General features: G+C 54.8%; 17 protein-coding genes. 11 read left to right on the forward strand and 6 right to left on the reverse strand.

Translation table 11 applies throughout. From position 1 onward, the window contains the following. The first annotated feature begins 36 nt into the window (after positions 1 to 36). Positions 37 to 1152: an MOSC N-terminal beta barrel domain-containing protein gene (locus WFK85_RS01985; protein WP_166995530.1), complete on the forward strand. Its 1116-nt coding sequence runs from the start codon at positions 37 to 39 to the stop codon at positions 1150 to 1152. Here the strand turns inward: WFK85_RS01985 and WFK85_RS01990 are convergent. Next, entirely contained in the window at positions 1149 to 1691 is a 543-nt protein-coding gene (locus WFK85_RS01990; RefSeq protein WP_166995528.1) for a cell division protein ZapC domain-containing protein, read from the reverse strand. The two genes, WFK85_RS01985 and WFK85_RS01990, sit on opposite strands and share 4 nt — an antisense overlap. A gap of 153 nt (positions 1692 to 1844) precedes the next feature. Next, the gene (gene pyrD, locus WFK85_RS01995; protein ID WP_166995526.1) at positions 1845 to 2855 is read right to left on the reverse strand and encodes a quinone-dependent dihydroorotate dehydrogenase; all 1011 of its coding nucleotides are present in this window, start codon (positions 2853 to 2855) and stop codon (positions 1845 to 1847) included. A gap of 247 nt (positions 2856 to 3102) precedes the next feature. Here pyrD and ssuE point away from each other — a divergent pair, with 247 nt between their 5' ends. The 5 genes from ssuE to ssuB are packed head-to-tail and all read left to right on the forward strand — an operon-like array spanning position 3103 to position 7358. After that, positions 3103 to 3678 (forward strand): NADPH-dependent FMN reductase, encoded by a 576-nt coding sequence (gene ssuE, locus WFK85_RS02000; RefSeq protein ID WP_008461226.1) that lies wholly within the window; start codon positions 3103 to 3105, stop codon positions 3676 to 3678. Beyond that, a complete protein-coding gene (locus tag WFK85_RS02005; protein ID WP_166995524.1) occupies positions 3671 to 4648 on the forward strand; it encodes an aliphatic sulfonate ABC transporter substrate-binding protein in 978 nt (325 codons plus the stop codon). Before ssuE ends, WFK85_RS02005 begins: the two co-directional genes overlap by 8 nt. Next, positions 4645 to 5790 (forward strand): FMNH2-dependent alkanesulfonate monooxygenase, encoded by a 1146-nt coding sequence (gene ssuD, locus WFK85_RS02010; protein ID WP_008461223.1) that lies wholly within the window; start codon positions 4645 to 4647, stop codon positions 5788 to 5790. Before WFK85_RS02005 ends, ssuD begins: the two co-directional genes overlap by 4 nt. Positions 5791 to 5799: 9 nt before the next feature. Then, positions 5800 to 6591: an aliphatic sulfonate ABC transporter permease SsuC gene (gene ssuC, locus WFK85_RS02015; RefSeq protein WP_166995520.1), complete on the forward strand. Its 792-nt coding sequence runs from the start codon at positions 5800 to 5802 to the stop codon at positions 6589 to 6591. Then, a complete protein-coding gene (ssuB, locus tag WFK85_RS02020; protein ID WP_336708476.1) occupies positions 6588 to 7358 on the forward strand; it encodes an aliphatic sulfonates ABC transporter ATP-binding protein in 771 nt (256 codons plus the stop codon). The genes ssuC and ssuB overlap by 4 nt, the downstream gene beginning before the upstream one ends. A 37-nt stretch (positions 7359 to 7395) precedes the next feature. Here ssuB and pepN read toward each other — a convergent pair whose 3' ends face one another. Further along, the gene (gene pepN, locus WFK85_RS02025) at positions 7396 to 10008 is read right to left on the reverse strand and encodes an aminopeptidase N (RefSeq protein WP_336708478.1); all 2613 of its coding nucleotides are present in this window, start codon (positions 10006 to 10008) and stop codon (positions 7396 to 7398) included. 214 nt (positions 10009 to 10222) lie between these two features. On the opposite strand from pepN, the gene WFK85_RS02030 reads away from it, so the two are divergent. The 5 genes from WFK85_RS02030 to WFK85_RS02050 all read left to right on the forward strand — a co-directional run bounded on the left by WFK85_RS02030 (position 10223) and on the right by WFK85_RS02050 (position 17566). Further along, the gene (locus WFK85_RS02030; protein ID WP_336708480.1) at positions 10223 to 11467 is read left to right on the forward strand and encodes a hypothetical protein; all 1245 of its coding nucleotides are present in this window, start codon (positions 10223 to 10225) and stop codon (positions 11465 to 11467) included. 263 nt (positions 11468 to 11730) lie between these two features. Further along, complete coding sequence (gene pncB, locus WFK85_RS02035; protein WP_166875399.1) at positions 11731 to 12933, forward strand: nicotinate phosphoribosyltransferase; 1203 nt, start codon at positions 11731 to 11733, stop codon at positions 12931 to 12933. A 177-nt stretch (positions 12934 to 13110) separates the two neighbouring features. Further along, the gene (asnS, locus tag WFK85_RS02040) at positions 13111 to 14511 is read left to right on the forward strand and encodes an asparagine--tRNA ligase (RefSeq protein ID WP_008461212.1); all 1401 of its coding nucleotides are present in this window, start codon (positions 13111 to 13113) and stop codon (positions 14509 to 14511) included. 596 nt (positions 14512 to 15107) lie between these two features. After that, complete coding sequence (gene ompF / locus WFK85_RS02045; RefSeq protein WP_008461210.1) at positions 15108 to 16190, forward strand: porin OmpF; 1083 nt, start codon at positions 15108 to 15110, stop codon at positions 16188 to 16190. A 185-nt stretch (positions 16191 to 16375) separates the two neighbouring features. After that, positions 16376 to 17566, forward strand: a complete 1191-nt coding sequence (locus tag WFK85_RS02050) for an amino acid aminotransferase (RefSeq protein ID WP_336708483.1) — start codon at positions 16376 to 16378, stop codon at positions 17564 to 17566. A 56-nt stretch (positions 17567 to 17622) separates the two neighbouring features. Here WFK85_RS02050 and WFK85_RS02055 read toward each other — a convergent pair whose 3' ends face one another. The 3 genes from WFK85_RS02055 to ldtD all read right to left on the reverse strand — a co-directional run bounded on the left by WFK85_RS02055 (position 17623) and on the right by ldtD (position 20881). Continuing rightward, complete coding sequence (locus WFK85_RS02055) at positions 17623 to 18270, reverse strand: MBL fold metallo-hydrolase (RefSeq protein ID WP_336708484.1); 648 nt, start codon at positions 18268 to 18270, stop codon at positions 17623 to 17625. A gap of 39 nt (positions 18271 to 18309) precedes the next feature. Next, positions 18310 to 18858, reverse strand: coding sequence for a YcbK family protein (locus tag WFK85_RS02060; protein WP_008461203.1), 549 nt, complete (start codon positions 18856 to 18858; stop codon positions 18310 to 18312). Between the two features lie 184 nt (positions 18859 to 19042). Continuing rightward, a complete protein-coding gene (ldtD, locus tag WFK85_RS02065; protein ID WP_008461201.1) occupies positions 19043 to 20881 on the reverse strand; it encodes a L,D-transpeptidase in 1839 nt (612 codons plus the stop codon). Between the last annotated feature and the right edge of the window lie 13 nt (positions 20882 to 20894).

Genomic DNA, 20894 nt, shown 5'->3' on the forward strand with positions numbered 1-20894 from the left:
GTTGCCCTCTTATATTTACTTCCCACGGAGGGCGCCGTGATTACTTTGTCTCAACTCTTTATTCACCCGGTAAAATCTATGCGCGGCCTGGCGCTCTCCCACGCGCAGGCAACCACCAGCGGCCTGGCCTTTGATCGCATCTTTATGATTACCGAGCTGGATGGCACCTTTATTACCGCCCGCCAGCATCCGCAGATGGTGCTGTTCACTCCCGCATTCGTGCATGACGGCCTTTATTTATCCGCCCCGGACGGCAGCTCGGCCAGCATTCGCTTTGCTGATTTCGCCGCAACGCCGGAGCCGACAGAAGTCTGGGGCACGCACTTTACCGCGCTCATTGCGCCCGATGAAATTAATCAGTGGCTGAGCGGGTTCTTCTCTCGCCCGGTGCAGCTGCGCTGGGTTGGTGAGCGGCCCACCCGCCGGGTGAAACGCCACGAAGAAGTACCGCTCTCTTTTGCCGACGGTTTCCCTTATTTGCTGACCAACGAAGCTTCGCTGCGCGACCTGCAAAACCGCTGCCCCGCCAGCGTTAAAATGACCCAGTTTCGCCCGAATATCGTGGTGACCGGTGCCTCTGCGTGGGCGGAGGATACCTGGAAAGTCGTGCGTATTGGCGGGGTCACTTTCGACGTGGCTAAACCCTGCAGCCGCTGTATTTTTACGACGGTTAGCCCGGAACGCGGCCTGAAACATCCGAGTGGAGAACCGCTCAAAACGCTGCAGGGATTCCGCACCGCGCAGGATAATAGCGGCGCAGTCGATTTTGGTCAGAATTTGATTGCCCGTAACAGCGGAGTTATTCGCGTGGGCGACGAGCTGGAGGTGCTGGCCCACAGGCCGGCGAATGTTTATGGCCCCGGCGAAGTGGTGGAAAGCCTCGAACCTCAGAGCCAGCCTGAAAGCAGCGTCAGCATCGACTGGGAAGGCACGACGTTCCAGGGCAATAACCAACAGATTCTTTTGGAACAGCTGGAAAACAAAGGGATTCGCGTCCCCTATTCCTGCCGGGCCGGGATATGCGGAAGCTGTCGGGTTAGGTTGCTGGATGGCGAAGTGAAAGCACTGAAGAAAGGCGCCATTGGCGCGGACGGTACCATTTTATGCTGCAGCTGCGTGCCTACAGGGAATGTGAGCGTGGCGTCGCGCTAAACGGCCTGATCGAGTCTGAGGCCGCTGCTTAAAGGCTGCGGTTTCAGCCGGTCATTCATCACTTTAATGGCATCCCCAAGCTGCATCGTGCGGCCAGCTAACGTGAGCCCCTGCTGAGCAAGCAGGCAAAGTGCGGCATTGTCGCCGGTTTCCACCACCAGCAGGTTCACCTGCTGCATATTCTCGCTTAGCCACACGCAGGCCCCTTCCCCTACTTCTGGCTGCCAGCCGTCGCCGTGGGAGACAAAATGCCAGCTTTTTGGCATCTGCGGTTTGAGGAAGCGAATCGCTACCAGGGCGTTGAGCACCAGCTCGGCGCGCTGCTCTTTCCCTAACGGTAAATCACGGCATTTTTCTTCAAAAGAGAAATAAAGCGCCGCATCATCAACACAAAAACCTGAATTTTCAAAGGCATCCGGGGTTAGCATTTTACGGGGAAAGCGCGAACGGAAAAGCATACCATTGGCCAAATCGAGCATCATTCGATCGTGCTCTTCATCGAAATACCAACGCCAGTTATCGTCCGGTTTTATTCGCATAATGCTTACCCTTCATTTATCCCGCTGCTGAATTGCCACTCAAATTCTTACCATATTAATAAAAGACCAATATGTTTAAATAAGCAACAGTAGCGGAATATAAAACAACCAGGACCGAAAATAAAGCCCTGGTTGTCTGTAAAAGGTAAATGATCAGAGATGGGTAACGATTTCTTTAATCAGCGGTGGGCCTTTAAAAATGAAGCCTGAGTATATTTGAACCAACGAAGCGCCAGCCGCCATCTTCTCGCGAGCGGCAACCACGGAATCAATCCCTCCTACGCCAATAATCGGCAGGCGGCCATTTAATTCCTGAGACAGGCGGCGAATAATTTCCGTGCTTTTTAATTGTACAGGACGCCCGCTTAAGCCCCCGGTTTCATCGCAGTGTTTCATGCCCTGAACAAGGCTGCGGTCTAAAGTAGTATTGGTTGCAATGACCCCGTCAATATTATGGCGAACTAAACTGTCCGCCACCTGGATCAATTCTTCTTCAGAAAGATCCGGCGCGATCTTCACCGCCACGGGAACATATTTATGGTGGATCTCTTGCAGCGCTTGTTGCTTATTTTTAATGGCGCTTAAAAGATCGTCCAACGCTTCACCATATTGCAAAGTACGCAGCCCTGGCGTATTCGGTGATGAGATATTGATCGCAATATAGCCAGCATATGGATAAATTTTATCCATGCAGACCAGATAATCGTCTTTCCCCTGTTCAACGGGGGTATCTTTGTTCTTGCCGATATTAATCCCGAGCACGCCGTCGAAATGCGCTTTTTTTACGTTTTCGACCAGGTTATCCACCCCGAGATTATTAAACCCCATTCGGTTAATCAGCCCTTCGGCTTCCACCAAACGGAAGATACGTGGCTTGTCGTTCCCCGGCTGCGGACGCGGCGTCACGGTGCCAATCTCAATGGAGCCAAAGCCCATCGCTCCGAAGGCATCGATACATTCCCCGTTTTTATCCAGGCCCGCGGCTAAGCCGAGCGGATTCTTGAACGTTAACCCCATGCAGGTCACAGGTTTTGACGGCACGTTCTGACGCACCAGCCACTCAAGCGGCGTTCCGGTGACAAAGCGTAATTGCTGAAAAGTTAACTCATGAGCGCGCTCTGGATCGAGCTGAAAAAGGGCTTTACGAACGAAGGGGTAGTACATGAACTCTCCTGGATTCCCGGTGTGCAGACCGGGGCGTTATTATTCACGATCCGGGGGATGATTGGAATTGACCTGTCGCAAAAAAGCCTGAATAGAGGCAAACGTTTTCTTTCCCGGCGCGCAATATGCGCTTTTTCGCAAATCTATCCCGGAAAAATCACTTAGCCACGGAAATCATCTCTGCGAGTATCACGCTAATTGTTATCAATGTTAGATAAAAGCAAACAATTAGTTATAAGGAGTCGTGATGCGTGTGATTACCCTGGCCGGAAGCCCTCGCTACCCGTCCCGTTCCAGCTCGCTGCTGGAGTATGCGCGGGAGAAGCTGAGCGCCCTTGATGTTGAAGTTTATCACTGGCACTTACAGAACTTCGCGCCTGAAGACCTGCTCTATGCAAGGTTCGACAGCCCGGCGCTGCTGGCGCTCACCGAACAACTCAGCACTGCCGACGGCCTGATTATCGCCACGCCGGTTTACAAAGCCTCGTTTTCAGGCGCGCTAAAAACGCTGCTCGATTTGCTCCCCGAACGCGCCTTAGAGAAGAAGGTTGTTCTGCCTCTCGCCACCGGCGGTACCGTGGCGCATATGCTCGCCGTGGACTATGCCCTTAAACCGGTGCTGAATGCGCTCAAAGCACAGGAGATCCTGCACGGCGTTTTCGCCGACGACGGCCAGATAGCCGATTACCAGCACAAACCTCAGTTCACGCCTAACCTACAAAAACGTCTGGACGAAGCGCTGGAAACCTTCTGGCAGGCGCTCCACCGCCGTGACTTTGCGGTACCTTCGCCGTTTAACGCCCGAGGGGTGAGCCATGTTTAATTTGCTTAAACGCCGCTCTCCGTGGCTCGCTTTTGCCGGCCTGCTTGCTTTTTCAACCTATAGCAACGCCTCGGACAGCGGCCCGGAACAGCTGCGCATTGGTTACCAAAAAGGCTCCGTCAGTATGGTGTTAGCCAAAAGCCACCAGCTCCTGGAGAAGCAATACCCGAATACCAAAGTCTCGTGGATTGAGTTTCCCGCCGGGCCACAAATGCTGGAGGCACTGAACGTCGGCAGCATCGATTTGGGCAGCACGGGCGATATCCCGCCTATTTTCGCGCAGGCCGCCGGAGCGGATCTGCTGTATGTAGGTGCCGAGCCGCCCAAACCGAAAGCAGAGGTGATTCTGGTCCCCGAAAATAGCCCCCTGAAAACCGTGGCGGATTTAAAAGGCCATAAGATTGCCTTCCAGAAAGGCTCCAGCTCACACAACCTGGTGCTGCGCGCGTTGCAGCAAGCCGGACTGAAGTTTTCCGATATTCAACCCGCTTACCTGACCCCCGCCGATGCCCGCGCGGCCTTTCAGCAAGGGAACGTCGATGCCTGGGCTATCTGGGATCCGTACTATTCGGCAGCGCTGTTAAACGGCGGCGTTCGCGTCTTAACGGACGGCAGCGAGCTGAATCAAACCGGGTCGTTCTATTTAGCTTCCCGTCCTTATGCAGAAGCGAACGGCCCGTTTCTTCAACAGGTACTGAAAACCTTTAGCGATGCCGACGCGCTCACCCGCACGCAGCGGGCAGCAAGCGTAGCGCTTCTCGCTAAAACGATGGGCCTGCCTGAAGCCGTCATTGCCACTTACTTTGACCATCGCCCTCCTTCAGAAATTACGCCGGTCAACGAAGCGACTGCCGCCAAACAGCAAAATACCGCCGACCTGTTTTATGAAAATCGCCTTGTTCCAAAGAAAGTCGATATCCGAACCCGCATCTGGCAACCCGCCGGCAAGACACAAGGAGCTAAGTCATGAGTCTGAATCTGTTCTGGTTCTTACCTACCCACGGGGATGGGCACTATCTTGGCAGCGACACGGGCGCACGTCCGGTCGACTATGGCTACCTGCAGCAAATAGCTCAGGCTGCAGACCGCATCGGCTTCACCGGCGTGCTGATCCCGACCGGGCGTTCCTGCGAGGATGCCTGGCTGGTGGCGGCCTCAATGATCCCGGTCACTCAACGGCTTAAGTTCCTGGTCGCACTGCGCCCGAGCGTTGTCTCCCCTACTCTTGCCGCTCGCCAGGCCGCCACGCTGGATCGCCTTTCCAACGGGCGAGCATTGTTTAACCTGGTGACCGGGGGCGACGCTGAAGAACTGGCTGCGGAAGGCGTTTTTCTAAACCATGAAGAGCGCTATGAGGCCTCCGCAGAGTTTACGCATATCTGGCGGCGCGTCCTCGAAGGCGAAACCGTCGACTATGACGGCAAACACATCCAGGTCAAAGGCGCGAAGCTGCTTTATCCCCCGGTACAGCAACCTCGCCCACCGCTTTATTTTGGCGGATCGTCCGATGCCGCTCAGGATCTTGCGGCCGAGCAGGTTGACCTTTACCTGACCTGGGGCGAACCTCCACATTTGGTAAAAGAAAAGATCGAGCAAGTTCGGGCGAAAGCTGAAGCGCGGGGGCGGCAAGTTCGCTTTGGTATTCGCCTGCACGTTATTGTGCGCGAAACCAACGAAGAAGCGTGGCAGGCGGCAAACCGGCTTATTTCTCACCTCGATGACATCACCATCGCCAAGGCACAGGCCGCTTTTGCCCGCAGCGACTCCGTCGGGCAACAGCGCATGGCCGCCCTGCACGGCGGTAAGCGAGACAAGCTGGAGATCAGCCCTAATCTTTGGGCCGGTGTCGGTCTGGTTCGCGGTGGGGCTGGCACCGCGCTGGTGGGCGATGGGCCAACGGTCGCGGCCCGCATAAACGAGTACGCCGACCTGGGCATCGACAGCTTTATTCTTTCCGGCTATCCGCATCTGGAAGAAGCCTACCGCGCGGGCGAACTGCTGTTCCCTCACCTTGACGTGGCGATCCCAGAAATTCCTCAGCCGCGACAGGTTCAGGAAAAAGGAGAAGTTATCGCCAACGATTTTATCCCGCGTAAAGTGGCGCAGAGCTAGGGAGGCACCATGCAAGCGTCCGTGCACAGAGTCTTGCTGCGCCTGGCCCCCTGGGCGCTGCCGGTGGCGATTGTGCTTCTCTGGCAATTAGCTTCGTCTGCAGGCTGGCTTTCCACCCGTATTTTGCCCTCTCCAGAGGGCGTCGTGCTGGCTTTCTGGAGCCTCTCAGCCAGCGGTGAACTCTGGCAGCATCTGGCTATCAGCTCCTGGCGTGCCGTGATTGGTTTCAGCATCGGCGGATCGCTGGGCCTGATCTTAGGCCTGATTAGCGGCCTGTCGCGATGGGGCGAACGCCTGCTGGACAGCTCTATTCAGATGCTGCGCAACGTTCCACATCTGGCGCTGATCCCGCTGGTGATCCTGTGGTTTGGTATCGATGAGACGGCCAAGATCTTTCTGGTGGCGCTCGGGACGCTGTTTCCTATTTACATCAATACCTGGCACGGCATCCGCAATATCGATCGTGGCCTGCTGGAAATGGCGCGCAGCTACGGCCTTTCCGGGTTTAGCCTGTTCGTGCACGTCATTCTGCCGGGTGCGTTGCCGTCCATTATGGTCGGCGTACGTTTTGCCTTAGGCCTGATGTGGCTGACGCTTATTGTCGCCGAAACGATCTCGGCAAATTCAGGGATTGGCTATCTGGCGATGAATGCCAGGGAGTTCCTGCAAACCGACGTGGTGGTGGTGGCCATCGTGCTGTATGCGCTGCTGGGCAAACTCGCCGATGTCAGCGCCCGCCTGCTGGAACGCGTCTGGTTACGCTGGCATCCGGCTTATCAATTAAAGGAGGAGACGGTATGACAACTGCTCGTCTGAACCAGGGCACGCCGCTGTGGCTCAACGGCGTCAGCAAACGCTACGGCGATAAAAGCATTCTCAATCAGCTTGAGCTGCGTATCCCCGCCGGGCAGTTCGTGGCGGTGGTCGGGCGCAGCGGCGGCGGCAAAAGTACCCTACTGCGCCTGCTTGCCGGGCTGGAAACACCCAATCACGGCGCGCTATTCGCAGGCAGTGCACCGCTGCGGGACAGCCAGGATGATACGCGGCTGATGTTTCAGGACGACAGGCTGCTGCCGTGGAAAACGGTGATAGATAACGTCGGGCTCGGGCTGAAAAATAACTGGCGAGACGCAGCTCTTCAGGCGCTCACCGCCGTTGGGCTTGAAAATCGGGCCAATGAGTGGCCAGCGGCACTTTCCGGCGGGCAAAAGCAACGCGTGGCGTTGGCAAGGGCGCTCATCCATCGCCCGCGCCTGCTGTTGCTCGACGAACCGCTGGGCGCGCTGGATGCCCTGACGCGTATTGAGATGCAGGAGCTGATTGTTTCTTTGTGGCAGGAACATGGCTTTACCGTGCTTTTGGTCACCCATGATGTCAGCGAAGCCGTCGCCATGGCCGACCGCGTGTTGCTTATAGAAGAGGGGAAAATTGGCATGGACCTGACGGTTGATTTACCGCGTCCGCGCCGCCTGGGATCGGTGAAGCTAGCGGAGCTGGAGGCTGAAGTGCTTGCCAGAGTGATGAAACGAGGTTCTGAGGAGCCGGCGCGCCAGGTGCGCACCGGCTGATTTAATACCCTATCCCTGAAAGGGATAGGGGCAAAGATTACGCCAGCGCTTTGGCAATCTTCTCGAACAGATCCCCGGACAGGTTTTCCAACCCTTTCAACTGCTCCAGCGCGGCACGCATCTTAGCCTGACGTTCGGCGTCATAACGCTTCAGGCGAATCAGCGGCTCTACCAGACGAGAGGCAATTTGCGGGTTGCGGCTGTTGAGCTCGGTCAGCATCTCGACCATAAACTGGTAGCCGCTGCCGTCTTTGGCGTGGAACGCGGCCGGGTTGGCTGAGGCAAACGCGCCAATCAGAGAACGTACGCGGTTCGGGTTGCCCAGGCTGAAAGAACGGTGGTTCAGCAGCTCGCGAACCTTCGCCAGCGTGTTGCTGCCCGGGCTGGTCGCCTGCAGCACAAACCACTTATCCATGACCAGGCCATCTTTGTGCCATTTCTCATCGTACTCAGCCAGCAGCGCTTCACGGCATGGCAGCTGCGCGGCCACCGCGGCGGACAGTGCGGCAATAGAATCGGTCATATTGTCCGCCTGCTGATACTGCTCGCGTACCAGTTGCTCAGCAAGTTCAACGTCACCAAACGCCAGATAACGCAGGCAAGTGTTGCGCAGCGCGCGCTTGCCGATATCACCGTGATCCACGCGATAGCTGTCGAGCTTATTGGCGTTATAGATAGCCAGGAACTCGTCGGCCAGCTCTGCTGCGAGGGTGCGGGTCAGCGCCCCGTGAACTTCAGCAATGGCGATAGGATCGATGGTCTGGAACAGCTCGGCAATTTCATTCTGCGAAGGCAGCGTCAGGATCTCCGCGGCGAGCGCCGGATCGATCTTCTCATCCAGCAGAATGGCGCGGAATGCGTCAGCCACGTGCAGCGGCAGAGAAAGCGGCTGCCCTTGCTGGCTGCGGTTCACGTTGATCTTGATGTAGTTTGCCAGCAGGCTTTGCGCCGCATCCCAACGGGAGAAGTCGTTCCGCGCGTGGCGCATCAGGAACGTCAGCTGCTGGTCGCTCCATTTGTACTCGAGCTTCACCGGCGCAGAGAATTCGCGCAGCAAAGACGGCACCGGCTGGAAGTAGACATTGTCGAAAACAAAGGTCTGTTCGGCCTGGGTCACGTTCAGCACGTGGTGCACCGGGTGACCGTCCTTCTGCAGCGGAATGACCTTCCCTTCGTTATCGTAAAGCTCGATATCAAACGGGATATGCAGCGGGTGTTTTTCCTGCTGTTCAGCGGTCGGCGGCGTCATCTGGCTGATAGTCAGCGTGTAGTGCTCAGTTTCCGGGTTGTAGTCGTCACGCACGGTGACAACCGGCGTCCCGGCCTGGCTGTACCAGCGGCGGAAATGAGACAGGTCAACGTTGGACGCATCTTCCATCGCCTGCACGAAGTCATCGCAGGTCGCCGCGCTGCCGTCATGGCGTTCAAAGTAAAGCTGCATGCCCTTCTGGAAGTTTTCTTCGCCCAGCAGCGTGTGCAGCATACGAATCACTTCTGAGCCCTTCTCATACACCGTCAGGGTATAGAAGTTATTCATTTCGATAACTTTGTCCGGGCGGATCGGGTGCGCCATCGGGCTGGCGTCTTCGGCGAACTGCATCGCGCGCATGGTACGCACGTTTTGAATACGGTTAACTGCGCGAGACCCCAGGTCGGAGCTGAACTCCTGGTCACGGAAGACGGTTAACCCCTCTTTCAGGCTCAGCTGGAACCAGTCGCGGCAGGTGACGCGGTTACCGGTCCAGTTGTGGAAATACTCGTGGCCGATGACGCGTTCAATGTCGAGGTAGTCTTTGTCAGTCGCAGTTTCGGCGCGGGCCAGGACATACTTCGAGTTGAAGATATTCAGCCCTTTGTTTTCCATCGCCCCCATATTGAAGAAGTCGACGGCGACGATCATATAGATGTCGAGGTCATACTCCAGGCCAAAACGGGTTTCATCCCACTTCATGGACGCCTTCAGCGAGGTCATCGCCCAGTCAGCGCGATCCAGATTCCCGCGGTCAACAAACAGCTCCAGCGCAACGTTACGGCCGGAACGGGTTTTGAAGCTGTCGCGCAGGACGTCAAAATCACCCGCCACCAGCGCAAACAGGTAGCAAGGTTTTGGGAACGGATCCTGCCACTGCACCCAGTGACGGCCATTTTCCAGCTCGCCTTCGGCAATGCGGTTGCCGTTAGCCAGCAGATACGGATATTTGTTTTTGTCGGCGATGACTTTGGTCGTGAAGCGCGCCAGGACGTCCGGGCGGTCCAGGTACCAGGTGATGTGGTGGAAGCCTTCAGCTTCACATTGGGTACATAACGCTTCCCCGGATTGATACAGCCCTTCAAGCGCGGTGTTGGTTGCCGGGCTAATTTCGTTCACAATCGTCAGCGTGAAGGCGTCAGGAACCTGCTCCAGAATGAGCGCGCCATCTTCCTGGCGATAGTGCGGCCAGGCGCTACCGTTTACGGCAATGGAAACCAGCGTGAGGTCTTCACCATCAAGATGCAGCGGAGCGCCCGCTTCGCCCTGACGGACAATTTTGCTGACTGCGGTGACCTGAGTTTTTGCGGCATCAAGGTCAAAGGTCAAATCGATATCGGTTATCGTATAATCCGCCGCGCGATAGTCGTGGCGATATTTGGCTTGTGGCTGTTGTGTCATAAAAAACCTTATACATCGTCCGTAAGATAACGAACTTCAGTCTATTCCTGTTGCCGGAATGTTGCTACGCAGAATCTTCATCTTTGGCGGCCGATAGCCCAAATTTTTTACCGCTTTATGCGGTATTACGCTTTCTCTCCTGCACCTTCCGGCACGGAACTCTTCCTTTTCCTACGCCACTCAATGCAGCCCCTTCCTCCTGAGAGAACTTAATATGCGTATTCCTCCTTCCGGCCCCATGGCTTTTCATCAGGCCGTTGCCCAAAACGATATTGCTACCATCCAGAAGCTAAGGCAGCAGGGTTATAAACCCGTCGCTCTGGACCAGCACGGAAACTCACCGCTGGATGCGCTGGCTAACCGCCGTGATATTGACGGCACTACGCGGGCGCGGCTTTACCACAGCCTTTTGGCTTCGCTGAATCCCAGTGCGCCGTCGGGCTATATCAAGCCGGAAGCTTTTCATGGCTCTCCCTGGGGCTTTGAAATATTGCGCAGCGGCGCGCTGAAAGGCGGCGTGAACGATCCTAAAGGCGGTTCACAGTCGCTGGAGGGAAAAGTGTTTTTCTCCGACCGGACGCGGGAGTCGAGCAACAAATTTGAAACGCGTGAGAACCTTCGCCAGAAACCGCGCGTGTACGCAAAGGGACTGGGTATTAAGCCCACCACGGTGGAGACGCGCTCGAACCTGTACGTGCTGAGCAAAGCTATCAATCATGCTTCTTCTGCCAGCCATTTCCCAGCCTCAACGCTGACGCTAAAAAGCAGCAATAATCTGGAAGAGGCGGTGTATGACAGCCTGGTGCGTCTTTTGTCGAATAACGGCTATCGCCTAAAAAAGGAAACGCCGGAGCAAATCCTGCAGCAAACCGGCGTCCCGGCGCATATCAAATTCGTGGATAACAGCCACCCGCCTTCCGGGGAACAAACGCGGAAACTGATCGGTAGCGCCTTTAAGCGCATTGAAAATGAAATGATCGGCGGAAAATTACCGTTCCTGAATCTGCTCAACGATGGGCAAACCCTGCCGCTGGTGTTTGGCTTCAGTAAAGTGAACAACCTGAAAACCCATACCATCCATAATTCGTTGAGCAACACCGCCTCGATGTTTAACTACCAGGCTGAAAACCATTCCCTGAGCGGGACAGCTAACGGCGGCAAGCTCAAAGAAATTGAAGTGAAATCCCTGGCCGATCTTGCCACGCTCACGCTTGCCTGTAAGGTACAAAACGTCGCGTTACCGAAAGACGCGCTGATTCGTATCAACCCAACCCCGAATGAAAAAAAACAGCACGGGCTGAAGGCGCTGTATCTGGATGCATCCGCACTCGCCAGATTCAGTCACGCGCTGCTCGGGTCGGGCACAACGAATATGGGCAGGATGACGCTCGAGCAACTTCAATCGCTGAATCACACCCTGCGTGAAAAAGCGGAGAACGGCAGTCTTCGCATTCGTTAGCTGCCAGTCAACATCGGCGGCCATTCGCCGCCGGTGATTTCACCGAGAAAAGGATGTCGCACGTTTTGTTTAGTACTCTAAACACCATTTAATTCAATGCATTGAACTGTATTATGGCGTTAATCACGCCATAAACCCCTCCAGAGGCTGCCCCCCTATTGTTGTGATCCTGCTTCAATAAACAGATAATCAGGGTATACTCCCGCGTCTTAATTTGCCCGGACTGATGGAAACGCTCCTGTGAGAGGATGCTGAAACGCGCCATGACACGACACGCTTCCCCGATTTTGCAAACGCTTCTGGATACTGACGCCTACAAGCTTCATATGCAGCAAGCGGTTTATCACCGCTATTACGACGTAAATGTCGCAGCGGAATTCCGCTGCCGCGGCGACGACCTGCTGGGCATTCATGCCGAGGCTATTCGTGAGCAGGTCGCGGCTATGCAGCACCTGCGCCTCAGCGACGAAGAATTTCACTGGCTGAAAAGCCTGCCCTTTTTCAAAGCCGATTACCTCGACTGGCTGCGTGACTTCCGCTATGACCCTGCTCAGGTTCAGGTGACCAATAATCATGGTCACCTGGATATCCGCCTAAGCGGCCCCTGGCGAGAAGTCATCATGTGGGAAGTTCCCCTGCTGGCGGTAATCAGTGAAGTCGTTCACCAGCATCGCGCCCCCGGCGTGACGCCAAAAATGGCGCTGGATCACCTGGAAACTAAGCTGCAGGAATTTAACACGCTGACCGCCGGGCTGGATCTTTCCCATTTTCGCCTGATGGACTTCGGCACCCGCCGCCGTTTCTCTCGGGAAGTGCAGCAGGCGATTGTCGAGCGCCTCAAGCAGGAGCCGTGGTTTATCGGCACCAGCAACTACGATCTGGCCCGCCGGCTTGATCTTACGCCGATGGGCACCCAGGCCCACGAGTGGTTCCAGGCGCATCAGCAGATAAGCCCGGACCTGGCTAACAGCCAACGTGCAGCGCTGCAGGCGTGGCTGGACGAATACCCCGACCAGCTAGGAATAGCCCTGACTGACTGCATCACCATGGATGCCTTCCTGCGTGATTTCGGCAAGGAGTTTGCCACGCGCTACCAGGGACTACGCCATGACTCAGGTGACCCGGTTGAGTGGGGAGAAAAAGCCATTGCCCACTACCAGAAGCTGGGTATCGATCCGTTAAGCAAAGTGTTGGTATTTTCCGATAACCTGGATTTAAACAAAGCCGTGGAGCTTTACCGCCGCTTCTCATCCCGGGTTAACCTCAGCTTCGGTATCGGCACACGCCTGACCTGCGACATTCCGCAGGTTAAGCCGCTGAACATCGTGATTAAGCTCGTGGAGTGCAACGGTAAGCCGGTGGCTAAGCTTTCGGATAGCCCGGGAAAAACCATCTGCCACGACAAAGCCTTTGTTCGGGCACTGCGCAAAGCCTTTGACCTTCCGCTGGTTAAAAAAGCCAGCTGATTCAGCGATAATCGGTGAATAGCCGCTTCGCTATTCACCGCCCTTCTCTCATTCCTTTATTTCTTCATCAGTAACGCGAATTCTGCTTGTCTGATGGCGCGCGACAGGTAACATAGATAACCCCCATCTGTGGGTTACTATTTTTTTTGTCATTGACCATTTAATAGAGAGAAAACTATGAGCGTTGTGCCTGTAGCCGACGTACTCCAGGGCCGTGCCGCCGTTGACAGCGAAGTCACCGTGCGCGGGTGGGTACGTACTCGAAGAGATTCAAAAGCTGGTATCTCCTTCCTCGCCGTCTACGACGGTTCCTGCTTTGATCCTGTACAGGCCGTCATTAATAATTCTCTGCCCAATTACAATGAAGACGTGCTGCGCCTGACCACCGGCTGCTCCGTGATTGTGACCGGCAAGGTGGTCGAGTCTCAGGGCCAGGGCCAGGCATTCGAACTTCAGGCTACCAAAGTTGAAGTGACCGGCTGGGTTGACGATCCGGATACTTACCCGATGGCGGCCAAACGCCACAGCATCGAATACCTCCGCGAAGTTGCTCACCTGCGTCCGCGTACCAACATGATTGGTGCCGTGGCTCGCGTTCGTCACACGCTGGCTCAGGCGCTGCATCGCTTCTTCCATGAAAACGGTTATTTCTGGGTCTCTACTCCGCTGATCACCGCTTCGGACACCGAAGGCGCCGGTGAGATGTTCCGCGTTTCAACGCTGGATCTGGAAAACCTGCCTCGCACCGCAGAAGGCAAAGTCGATTTTGATAAAGACTTCTTCGGGAAAGAAGCCTTCCTGACCGTTTCCGGCCAGCTGAACGGCGAAACCTACGCGAGTGCGCTGTCCAAGGTTTATACCTTCGGGCCAACCTTCCGTGCAGAAAACTCCAACACCAGCCGCCACCTGGCGGAATTCTGGATGCTGGAACCGGAAGTCGCCTTTGCCGATCTGGACGACGTTGCCGGTCTGGCCGAAGCGATGCTCAAGTACGTCTTTAAGGCTGTTCTGGAAGAACGCATGGATGACATGAAGTTCTTTGCCGAGCGCGTGGACAAAGAGGCCATTGAGCGTCTCGAACGTTTCATCTCCGCAGACTTCGCGCAGGTGAACTACACCGATGCGGTCGACATCTTGCTGAACTGTGGGCATAAGTTCGAAAACCCGGTTTACTGGGGCGTCGATCTCTCCTCCGAGCACGAGCGTTACCTGGCCGAGCAGCACTTCAAGGCACCGGTGGTGGTGAAAAACTACCCGAAAGACATCAAAGCTTTCTATATGCGCCTTAACGAAGACGGTAAGACCGTTGCCGCGATGGACGTCCTGGCGCCAGGCATCGGTGAAATCATCGGTGGTTCCCAGCGTGAAGAACGTCTGGATGTGCTGGATGCGCGCATGGCTGAAATGGGTCTGAATAAAGAAGATTACTGGTGGTACCGCGACCTACGCCGCTACGGCACCGTGCCGCATTCCGGTTTCGGCCTGGGCTTTGAGCGTCTGATCGCCTATGTTACCGGCGTTCAGAACGTGCGCGACGTGATTCCGTTCCCACGTACCCCACGTAACGCCAGCTTCTAAGCCAACAAAACCAAAGGCCAGCTTTTCGCTGGCCTTTTTTACATTTGAGAATAAAAGGTCTATTTTCTTCAACGCTCATTAAGCAAACGTCAATTTCAACCTCCATTCCCGACTGCCCGGTTACCAACTGTTTCTATCTCACACTCTTTAACAAAAATTGCACTTAAGTTTGCTCGCATTTCAAATCGGTGCTGGGTATAGCACAATCGTTCACTTTTCACACAGACATCTGGACATCCAAAAACAAGTCAAAAAATGAACAATTGTGAGCATGAAATACCCATTCACTGAGCTTATGCGGATTAAACATAAGTAATTCATATATATATGTTAACAAGCGAAGCATTTTTGTTGCGCTAAGAATGAAATTTGAAATGGTTCACAAAGTTCCCTAAAATTAATATTTAGTTACACATATTTTCTTTTTGAAACTCAATGTGCGCATTTGTAGCACTTTCAGGCTAGCGAAACGGTTTCATGGATGGAAAGATGCCTGACAGATACAGAAAGACACCAAACTATCATCAATAGTTCCGTAAAGAATTATTGACGGCAGTGGCAGGTGTCCATAAAAACCACAATGAGGGTAATAAATAATGATGAAGCGCAATATTCTGGCAGTGGTTATCCCTGCTCTGCTGGTAGCCGGTGCAGCTAACGCTGCAGAAATCTATAACAAAGACGGCAACAAAGTTGACCTGTACGGTAAAGCGGTAGGTCTGCACTATTTTGCTAAAGACAACGGTGTTAACGCTCAGGGTAACGGCGACAAAACTTACGCCCGTCTTGGCTTCAAAGGCGAAACTCAGATTAACAGCCAACTGACCGGTTACGGCCAGTGGGAATACAACTTCCAGGGTAACAACTCTGAAGGTGCTGATGCTCAGAAAGGGAACAAAACCCGTCTGGCCTTCGCAGGTCTGAAATTCGGTGACGCAGGTTCCTTCGACTACGGCCGTAACTACGGTCTGGTTTATGATGCAATCGGCGTGACCGACATGCTGCCAGAGTTCGGTGGCGATACCGGCAACAGCGACAACTTCTTCTCCGGCCGTAACGGCGGCCTGGCCACTTACCGTAACCACAGCTTCTTCGGCCTGGTTGACGGTCTGGACTTCGGCGTTCAGTACCTGGGTAAAAACGACCGTGATGGTAACCCAACCCGCTCTAACGGCGACGGCTGGGCGAGCTCCGCAAGCTACACCGTTGATGGCTTCGGCATCGTAGGTGCATACGGCGCGGCAGACCGCACCAACACTCAGCAGACTCTGACTTACGGTCACGGCGCTAAAGCTGAGCAGTGGGCTACCGGTCTGAAATATGACGCGAACAACATCTATCTGGCCGCGCTGTACGGTGAAAGCCGTAACGCTACCCGTCTGACCATCAACGGTACCGACGGCTTCCTGAACAAAACTCAGGACTTCTCCGTTGTGGCACAGTACCAGTTCGATTTCGGCCTGCGTCCATCCATCGCTTACTACAAATCTAAAGCGAAAGATGTTGAAGGTATCGGCAGCGAAGACTACATCAACTACATTGATATCGGCGCGACCTACTACTTCAACAAAAACATGTCTACCTACGTTGACTACCAGATCAACCAGCTGGACAAAAACAACAAGCTGGGCGTTGGCTCAGACGACACCGTTGCGGTTGGTATCGTTTACCAGTTCTAATTTCAGCCATTTGTTTGTCTGAAATGTTTAAAAACAGGGCTTCGGCCCTGTTTTTTTATGGCAAAAAAGTAGAATAAACCCGATGTTATCGCTAACCGTCTCTTTTTGTCGCAAACGGTTGGCAATTCGTAAAACAGCAGTTAACCTGAAAGCGATTTCCCCCGATATCACTAATGGAACCCGTCATGTTTGAGAACATTACCGCTGCCCCTGCCGATCCTATACTTGGTCTGGCTGACCTGTTTCGCGCCGACGACCGTCCAACCAAAATTAACCTCGGCATCGGGGTCTATAAGGACGAGACCGGTAAAACCCCAGTCCTGACCAGCGTGAAGAAAGCTGAACTTTATCTGCTGGAAAATGAGACCACCAAAAACTATCTGGGCATTGATGGTATTCCAGAGTTTGGCCGCTGCACGCAAGAGCTGCTGTTCGGCAAAAACAACGCGCTTATTGCCGACAAACGCGCCCGTACGGCGCAAACCCCAGGCGGGACCGGTGCGCTGCGCGTTGCCGCTGATTTCCTGGCGAAAAACACCTCAGCAAAACGCGTCTGGGTGAGTAACCCAAGCTGGCCTAACCACAAAAGCGTGTTTAACGCCGCTGGCCTGGAAGTGAAAGAGTACGCCTATTACGATGCGGAAAATCACAGCCTGGACTTCGATGGCCTGGTGGCCAGCCTGCAGGCGGCGGAAGCCGGTGACGTGGTGCTGTTCCACGGCTGCTGCCATAACCCAACCGGGATCGATCCTACCGCCGAACAGTGGAAAACGCTGGCGGAGATGTCGCTGGCCAAAGGCTGGCTGCCGCTGTTTGACTTTGCTTACCAGGGCTTTGCTCGTGGCCTGGAAGAAGATGCCGAAGGCCTGCGTCTTTTCGCAGCCGGTCACAAAGAACTGCTGGTGGCCAGCTCCTACTCCAAGAACTTCGGTTTGTATAACGAACGCGTGGGTGCTTTCACGCTGGTTGCCGCCGATGCCGACACCGCTGACCGTTCATTCAGCCAGGTAAAATCGGTTATTCGTGCCAACTACTCCAACCCACCGGCACACGGTGCCTCCGTTGTGGCGACTATTCTGAGCAACGACGCGCTGCGTACCATGTGGGAACAAGAGTTGACCGATATGCGTCAGCGTATTCACCGCATGCGTCAGCTGTTTGTGAATACCCTGCAGGAGAAAGGCGCCAACCGTGACTTCAGCTTCATCATTAACCAGAACGGGATGTTCTCGTTCAGCGGCCTGACCAAAGAACAGGTTCTGCGCCTGCGTGAAGAGTTCGGCGTTTACGCCGTCGCATCTGGCCGCGTTAACGTGGCGGGCATGACGCCGGATAACATGGCACCGCTGTGCGAAGCCATCGTTGCCGTGCTGTAATAGCCACGCATAGCAAAAGAGCCGCATAAGCGGCTCTTTTTTATTTGAAACCCGTTTTACCAGACCGGCTGCTCATCCTGCAAAAACGGATTATGCAGGCGCTCGTAACCCAGCGTAGACATTGGGCCGTGGCCGGGAATAAAGGTCACATCATCCCCCAGCGGCAGCAGCTTACGTTTGATAGAATCAATCAACGCCGCATGGTCACCACGCGGGAAATCGCTGCGCCCCACTCCGCCTTTAAAGATAACATCGCCCGAAACCAGTAAACGAGATGCATCATCGAAGAAAACGATATGACCAGGCGTATGCCCCGGACAATGCAACACCTGTAAAGTTACATTCCCTACGGAAACACATTCCCCTTCGTTTAACCAGCGGTCCGGCGTCAAAGGCTGACACTCGTCGAGGCCAAACATCCGGCTTTGCTGCGGCAGTCCCTGCAGCCAGAACTCATCTTCTTTTTCCGGCCCCACAACGGGCACGCCGTAATGTGCCGCCAGCTCAGCCGCCGCGCCAACGTGATCGAGATGACCATGTGTCAACAGAATTTGGCTAATCTGCACGCCTTTTTGCGCCACTTCTTGCTTAATGCGCGCCGCATCGCCGCCGGGATCCACCAGCGCCGCCTGCTGCGTTTCCTCGCACCAAATAAGAGAACAGTTCTGGGCAAAAGCCGTAACCGGAATAATGTGATAGTTCATGCTGCTCCATTACCGACAACAAAGCCGGATTCCGTTGTTTTACCAGTGCCTTACCGGCCCGGTATCAATATGCACAAAGTCGCTGCTGGGGTAGTATCCTACACCACCTGCCCGCATAGATAATGCTGCTTTGCGAATATTGCTTAACGAAACGCCTTCAATATGGAAATCCATCGCCTGGCCTTTGGTGTGGTAGCTTTTTTTCGCCACGCCTCGGCTGTGAGCACGGAGTTCATTATTGGTGTCGATGGAACGGTAGCCGGAAACCAGCTGGACCGGTTTGTTAGTCCCCAAAAGCCCCTGCAGGCGATAGAGTTGGTCGAACAGGGAAGGATCGATGGATTTAATCTTGTTCGCCCGGTAGTCCCGGAAGAAATGATTAAGTCTTGCTAATTCATCCTGAATATAGCCTCTGCCATCAAAAAACTCAGCTTTCAGTGACTCTCCAGTATGCAGGTTATTGAGAGTCAAAATACGCGGGCGTGGTGTCGAGAGGGTGGCAAACGACGGCAAAGGCATGAGAGCGGCACCGAAAGCCACGCCCCCCAAAGCCAGTAGCTTGCGGCGATTAGCGTCAAATTTGTCCATGATATCCAGGTCTACAGGTAATAAAATGATGGTTTAATATGCACTTTTGCGCACAGCCATCGCACCATAGCTGCCCGAATCCGGGGAGTCAAGGCACGATAAAACCCAGCAACGGCGGGCCCTGCAGAGGGCCCGGCTGCGTTTTACATTTTCTACGACCACTAATTCATTAGAAATGTTGCGTTTAGCGGATTAATAACCCGGCTTTTGCGAGGTTTTGTGCGCCAGATCGCGCGGTGAGATCATAATTGTAAATATCTGTACGAAATTCGGTGCGGCCATCTTTTCCGACAAAAGCGGTCAGATAGTACAGATTAACCGGAATGTTATGCCGGATATTGACGTATTTAGTGTTCCCTTCCTGCAAGGTACTGGATATACGGGAATCATTCCATCCGGCATCCTGCAACAGCATATTTGCCAGCTCAGACGCCTTGTTGACGCGTACACAGCCTGAACTCAGCGCCCTTGCATCCTTCTGGAAGAGGTTATGATTGGGCGTGTCGTGCAGGTAGATGGCGTCAGAACTCGGCATATTGAACTTGTAGCGCCCAAGCGAGTTCTGCGTGCCGGGCTTCTGCTGGAAGCGGAACGGCAGATTATTCTCGGTGATCGTCGACCAGTCTACGCGCCACGGATCGATCATCTCCGCATTGTTGCTCCAGCCGCGAATCACGCTATAGCCGTGCTGTTCCAGGTAACCCGGATTCTGGCGAACCTTTGGCAAAATATCTTTTCGCGCCAGCGTTGGCGGCACGTTCCACGGTGGGTTAACCACAACGTTGTTCAGCGCGCTGCTCATCATCGGGGTTTTACGATCCGGGCGCCCAACGATAACGCGAGAAGCAAGCGCCTCGTTCCCGTTAAGGTAATACACCAGCGAATAGTTAGGAATGTTCACCATAATGCCGGTCTCAAGTTTATCCGGCAGCAGGCGCAAACGTTGAATATTCAATGCCACCAGGGCTGCACGCTGCTGAGGCGTGACGTTAAGCCAGTCGCGCGTCAGTTGGCCAATCGCACCGTCCGAGCCTAGCCCTTGCCATTGCTGGAAGCGTTTCACGCCATCGACCAGATCGCGGCTATAAACGCCGCGGGCAGCAACCTGAGATTTTTTCTTGCCAGCCTGAGGAGACGCGTCCTCGACGTTAATCGCGGACGGGCTGACGGTGACATCAGCCACGCTGGTCACACCCGATGGCTTGTCCTGAAGCATGCCGGTTCGGGCAAGAATTTCTCTCAGCGCCCCCACGTCGTTGCTCCACTGCCCTGGTCTTAAGGTCTCTTTGCCGGCCATCTGCGGCCACGGACGGGTATCAGCCAACAGATGAATCAGCGACTGATGCAGCTGGGCATACTGCGGATGCTGAGGCGCAAGGCTGTCGATAAAGTTCACCAGAGAACCCTGATCAACGGCGACCTGCCACTGGTTAATCACCGACAGGGGCGGCGTTTTTAACTTGTAAGGCGTGCTGCTATAAAGCCAGCGATTGCCGTCAATCGGGATGCCCGAAACGAACTGCAGGTAACCCATCATGGCGTCGGAAAGCACCACATCGCGTGCCATACCGGTCACTGCGGGATCGGTCAACAGCTCAACCCACTGGTTAAACTGCGGCTGTATTCCGGCAATGGCCACTTCCGCCAGCTGTTGCTGAAAGGCTTTAACCGCATCGCGGTTTTCCCACATCGGCTTCATGTCACGCGCAGCATAGAAGGCCGACAGGGCGTTGAGATAAACCGGCGTGTAGCCCGCAGGCAGGCCCGCAATAAGCTGCGACCGGCTTTGTGCCGCTGACATCGTGGACGTATTTGTTGGCAAAGTCCCGGCCATCGTGGCCGTTGCCGTAGACTGTGCCAAAGGCTGATTGAGTTCCGTGGGCCGATCGGTCTGGAAAGCAGAACTGTCGGAGGGAACGACGGCAGGCTCGTCGGCCTGGGCCACAAACAGCGGAGCGAAACTGAGCGCCAGGCAGTAACCGACTGCCGATAATCGAAAATCTTTAGCTTTTCTAAGCAACATCCCTTGCCCCCTG

Source organism: Cedecea sp. VD22, from assembly GCF_037150195.1.
In the GTDB taxonomy this organism is placed as follows: Bacteria; Pseudomonadota; Gammaproteobacteria; order Enterobacterales; family Enterobacteriaceae; genus Cedecea.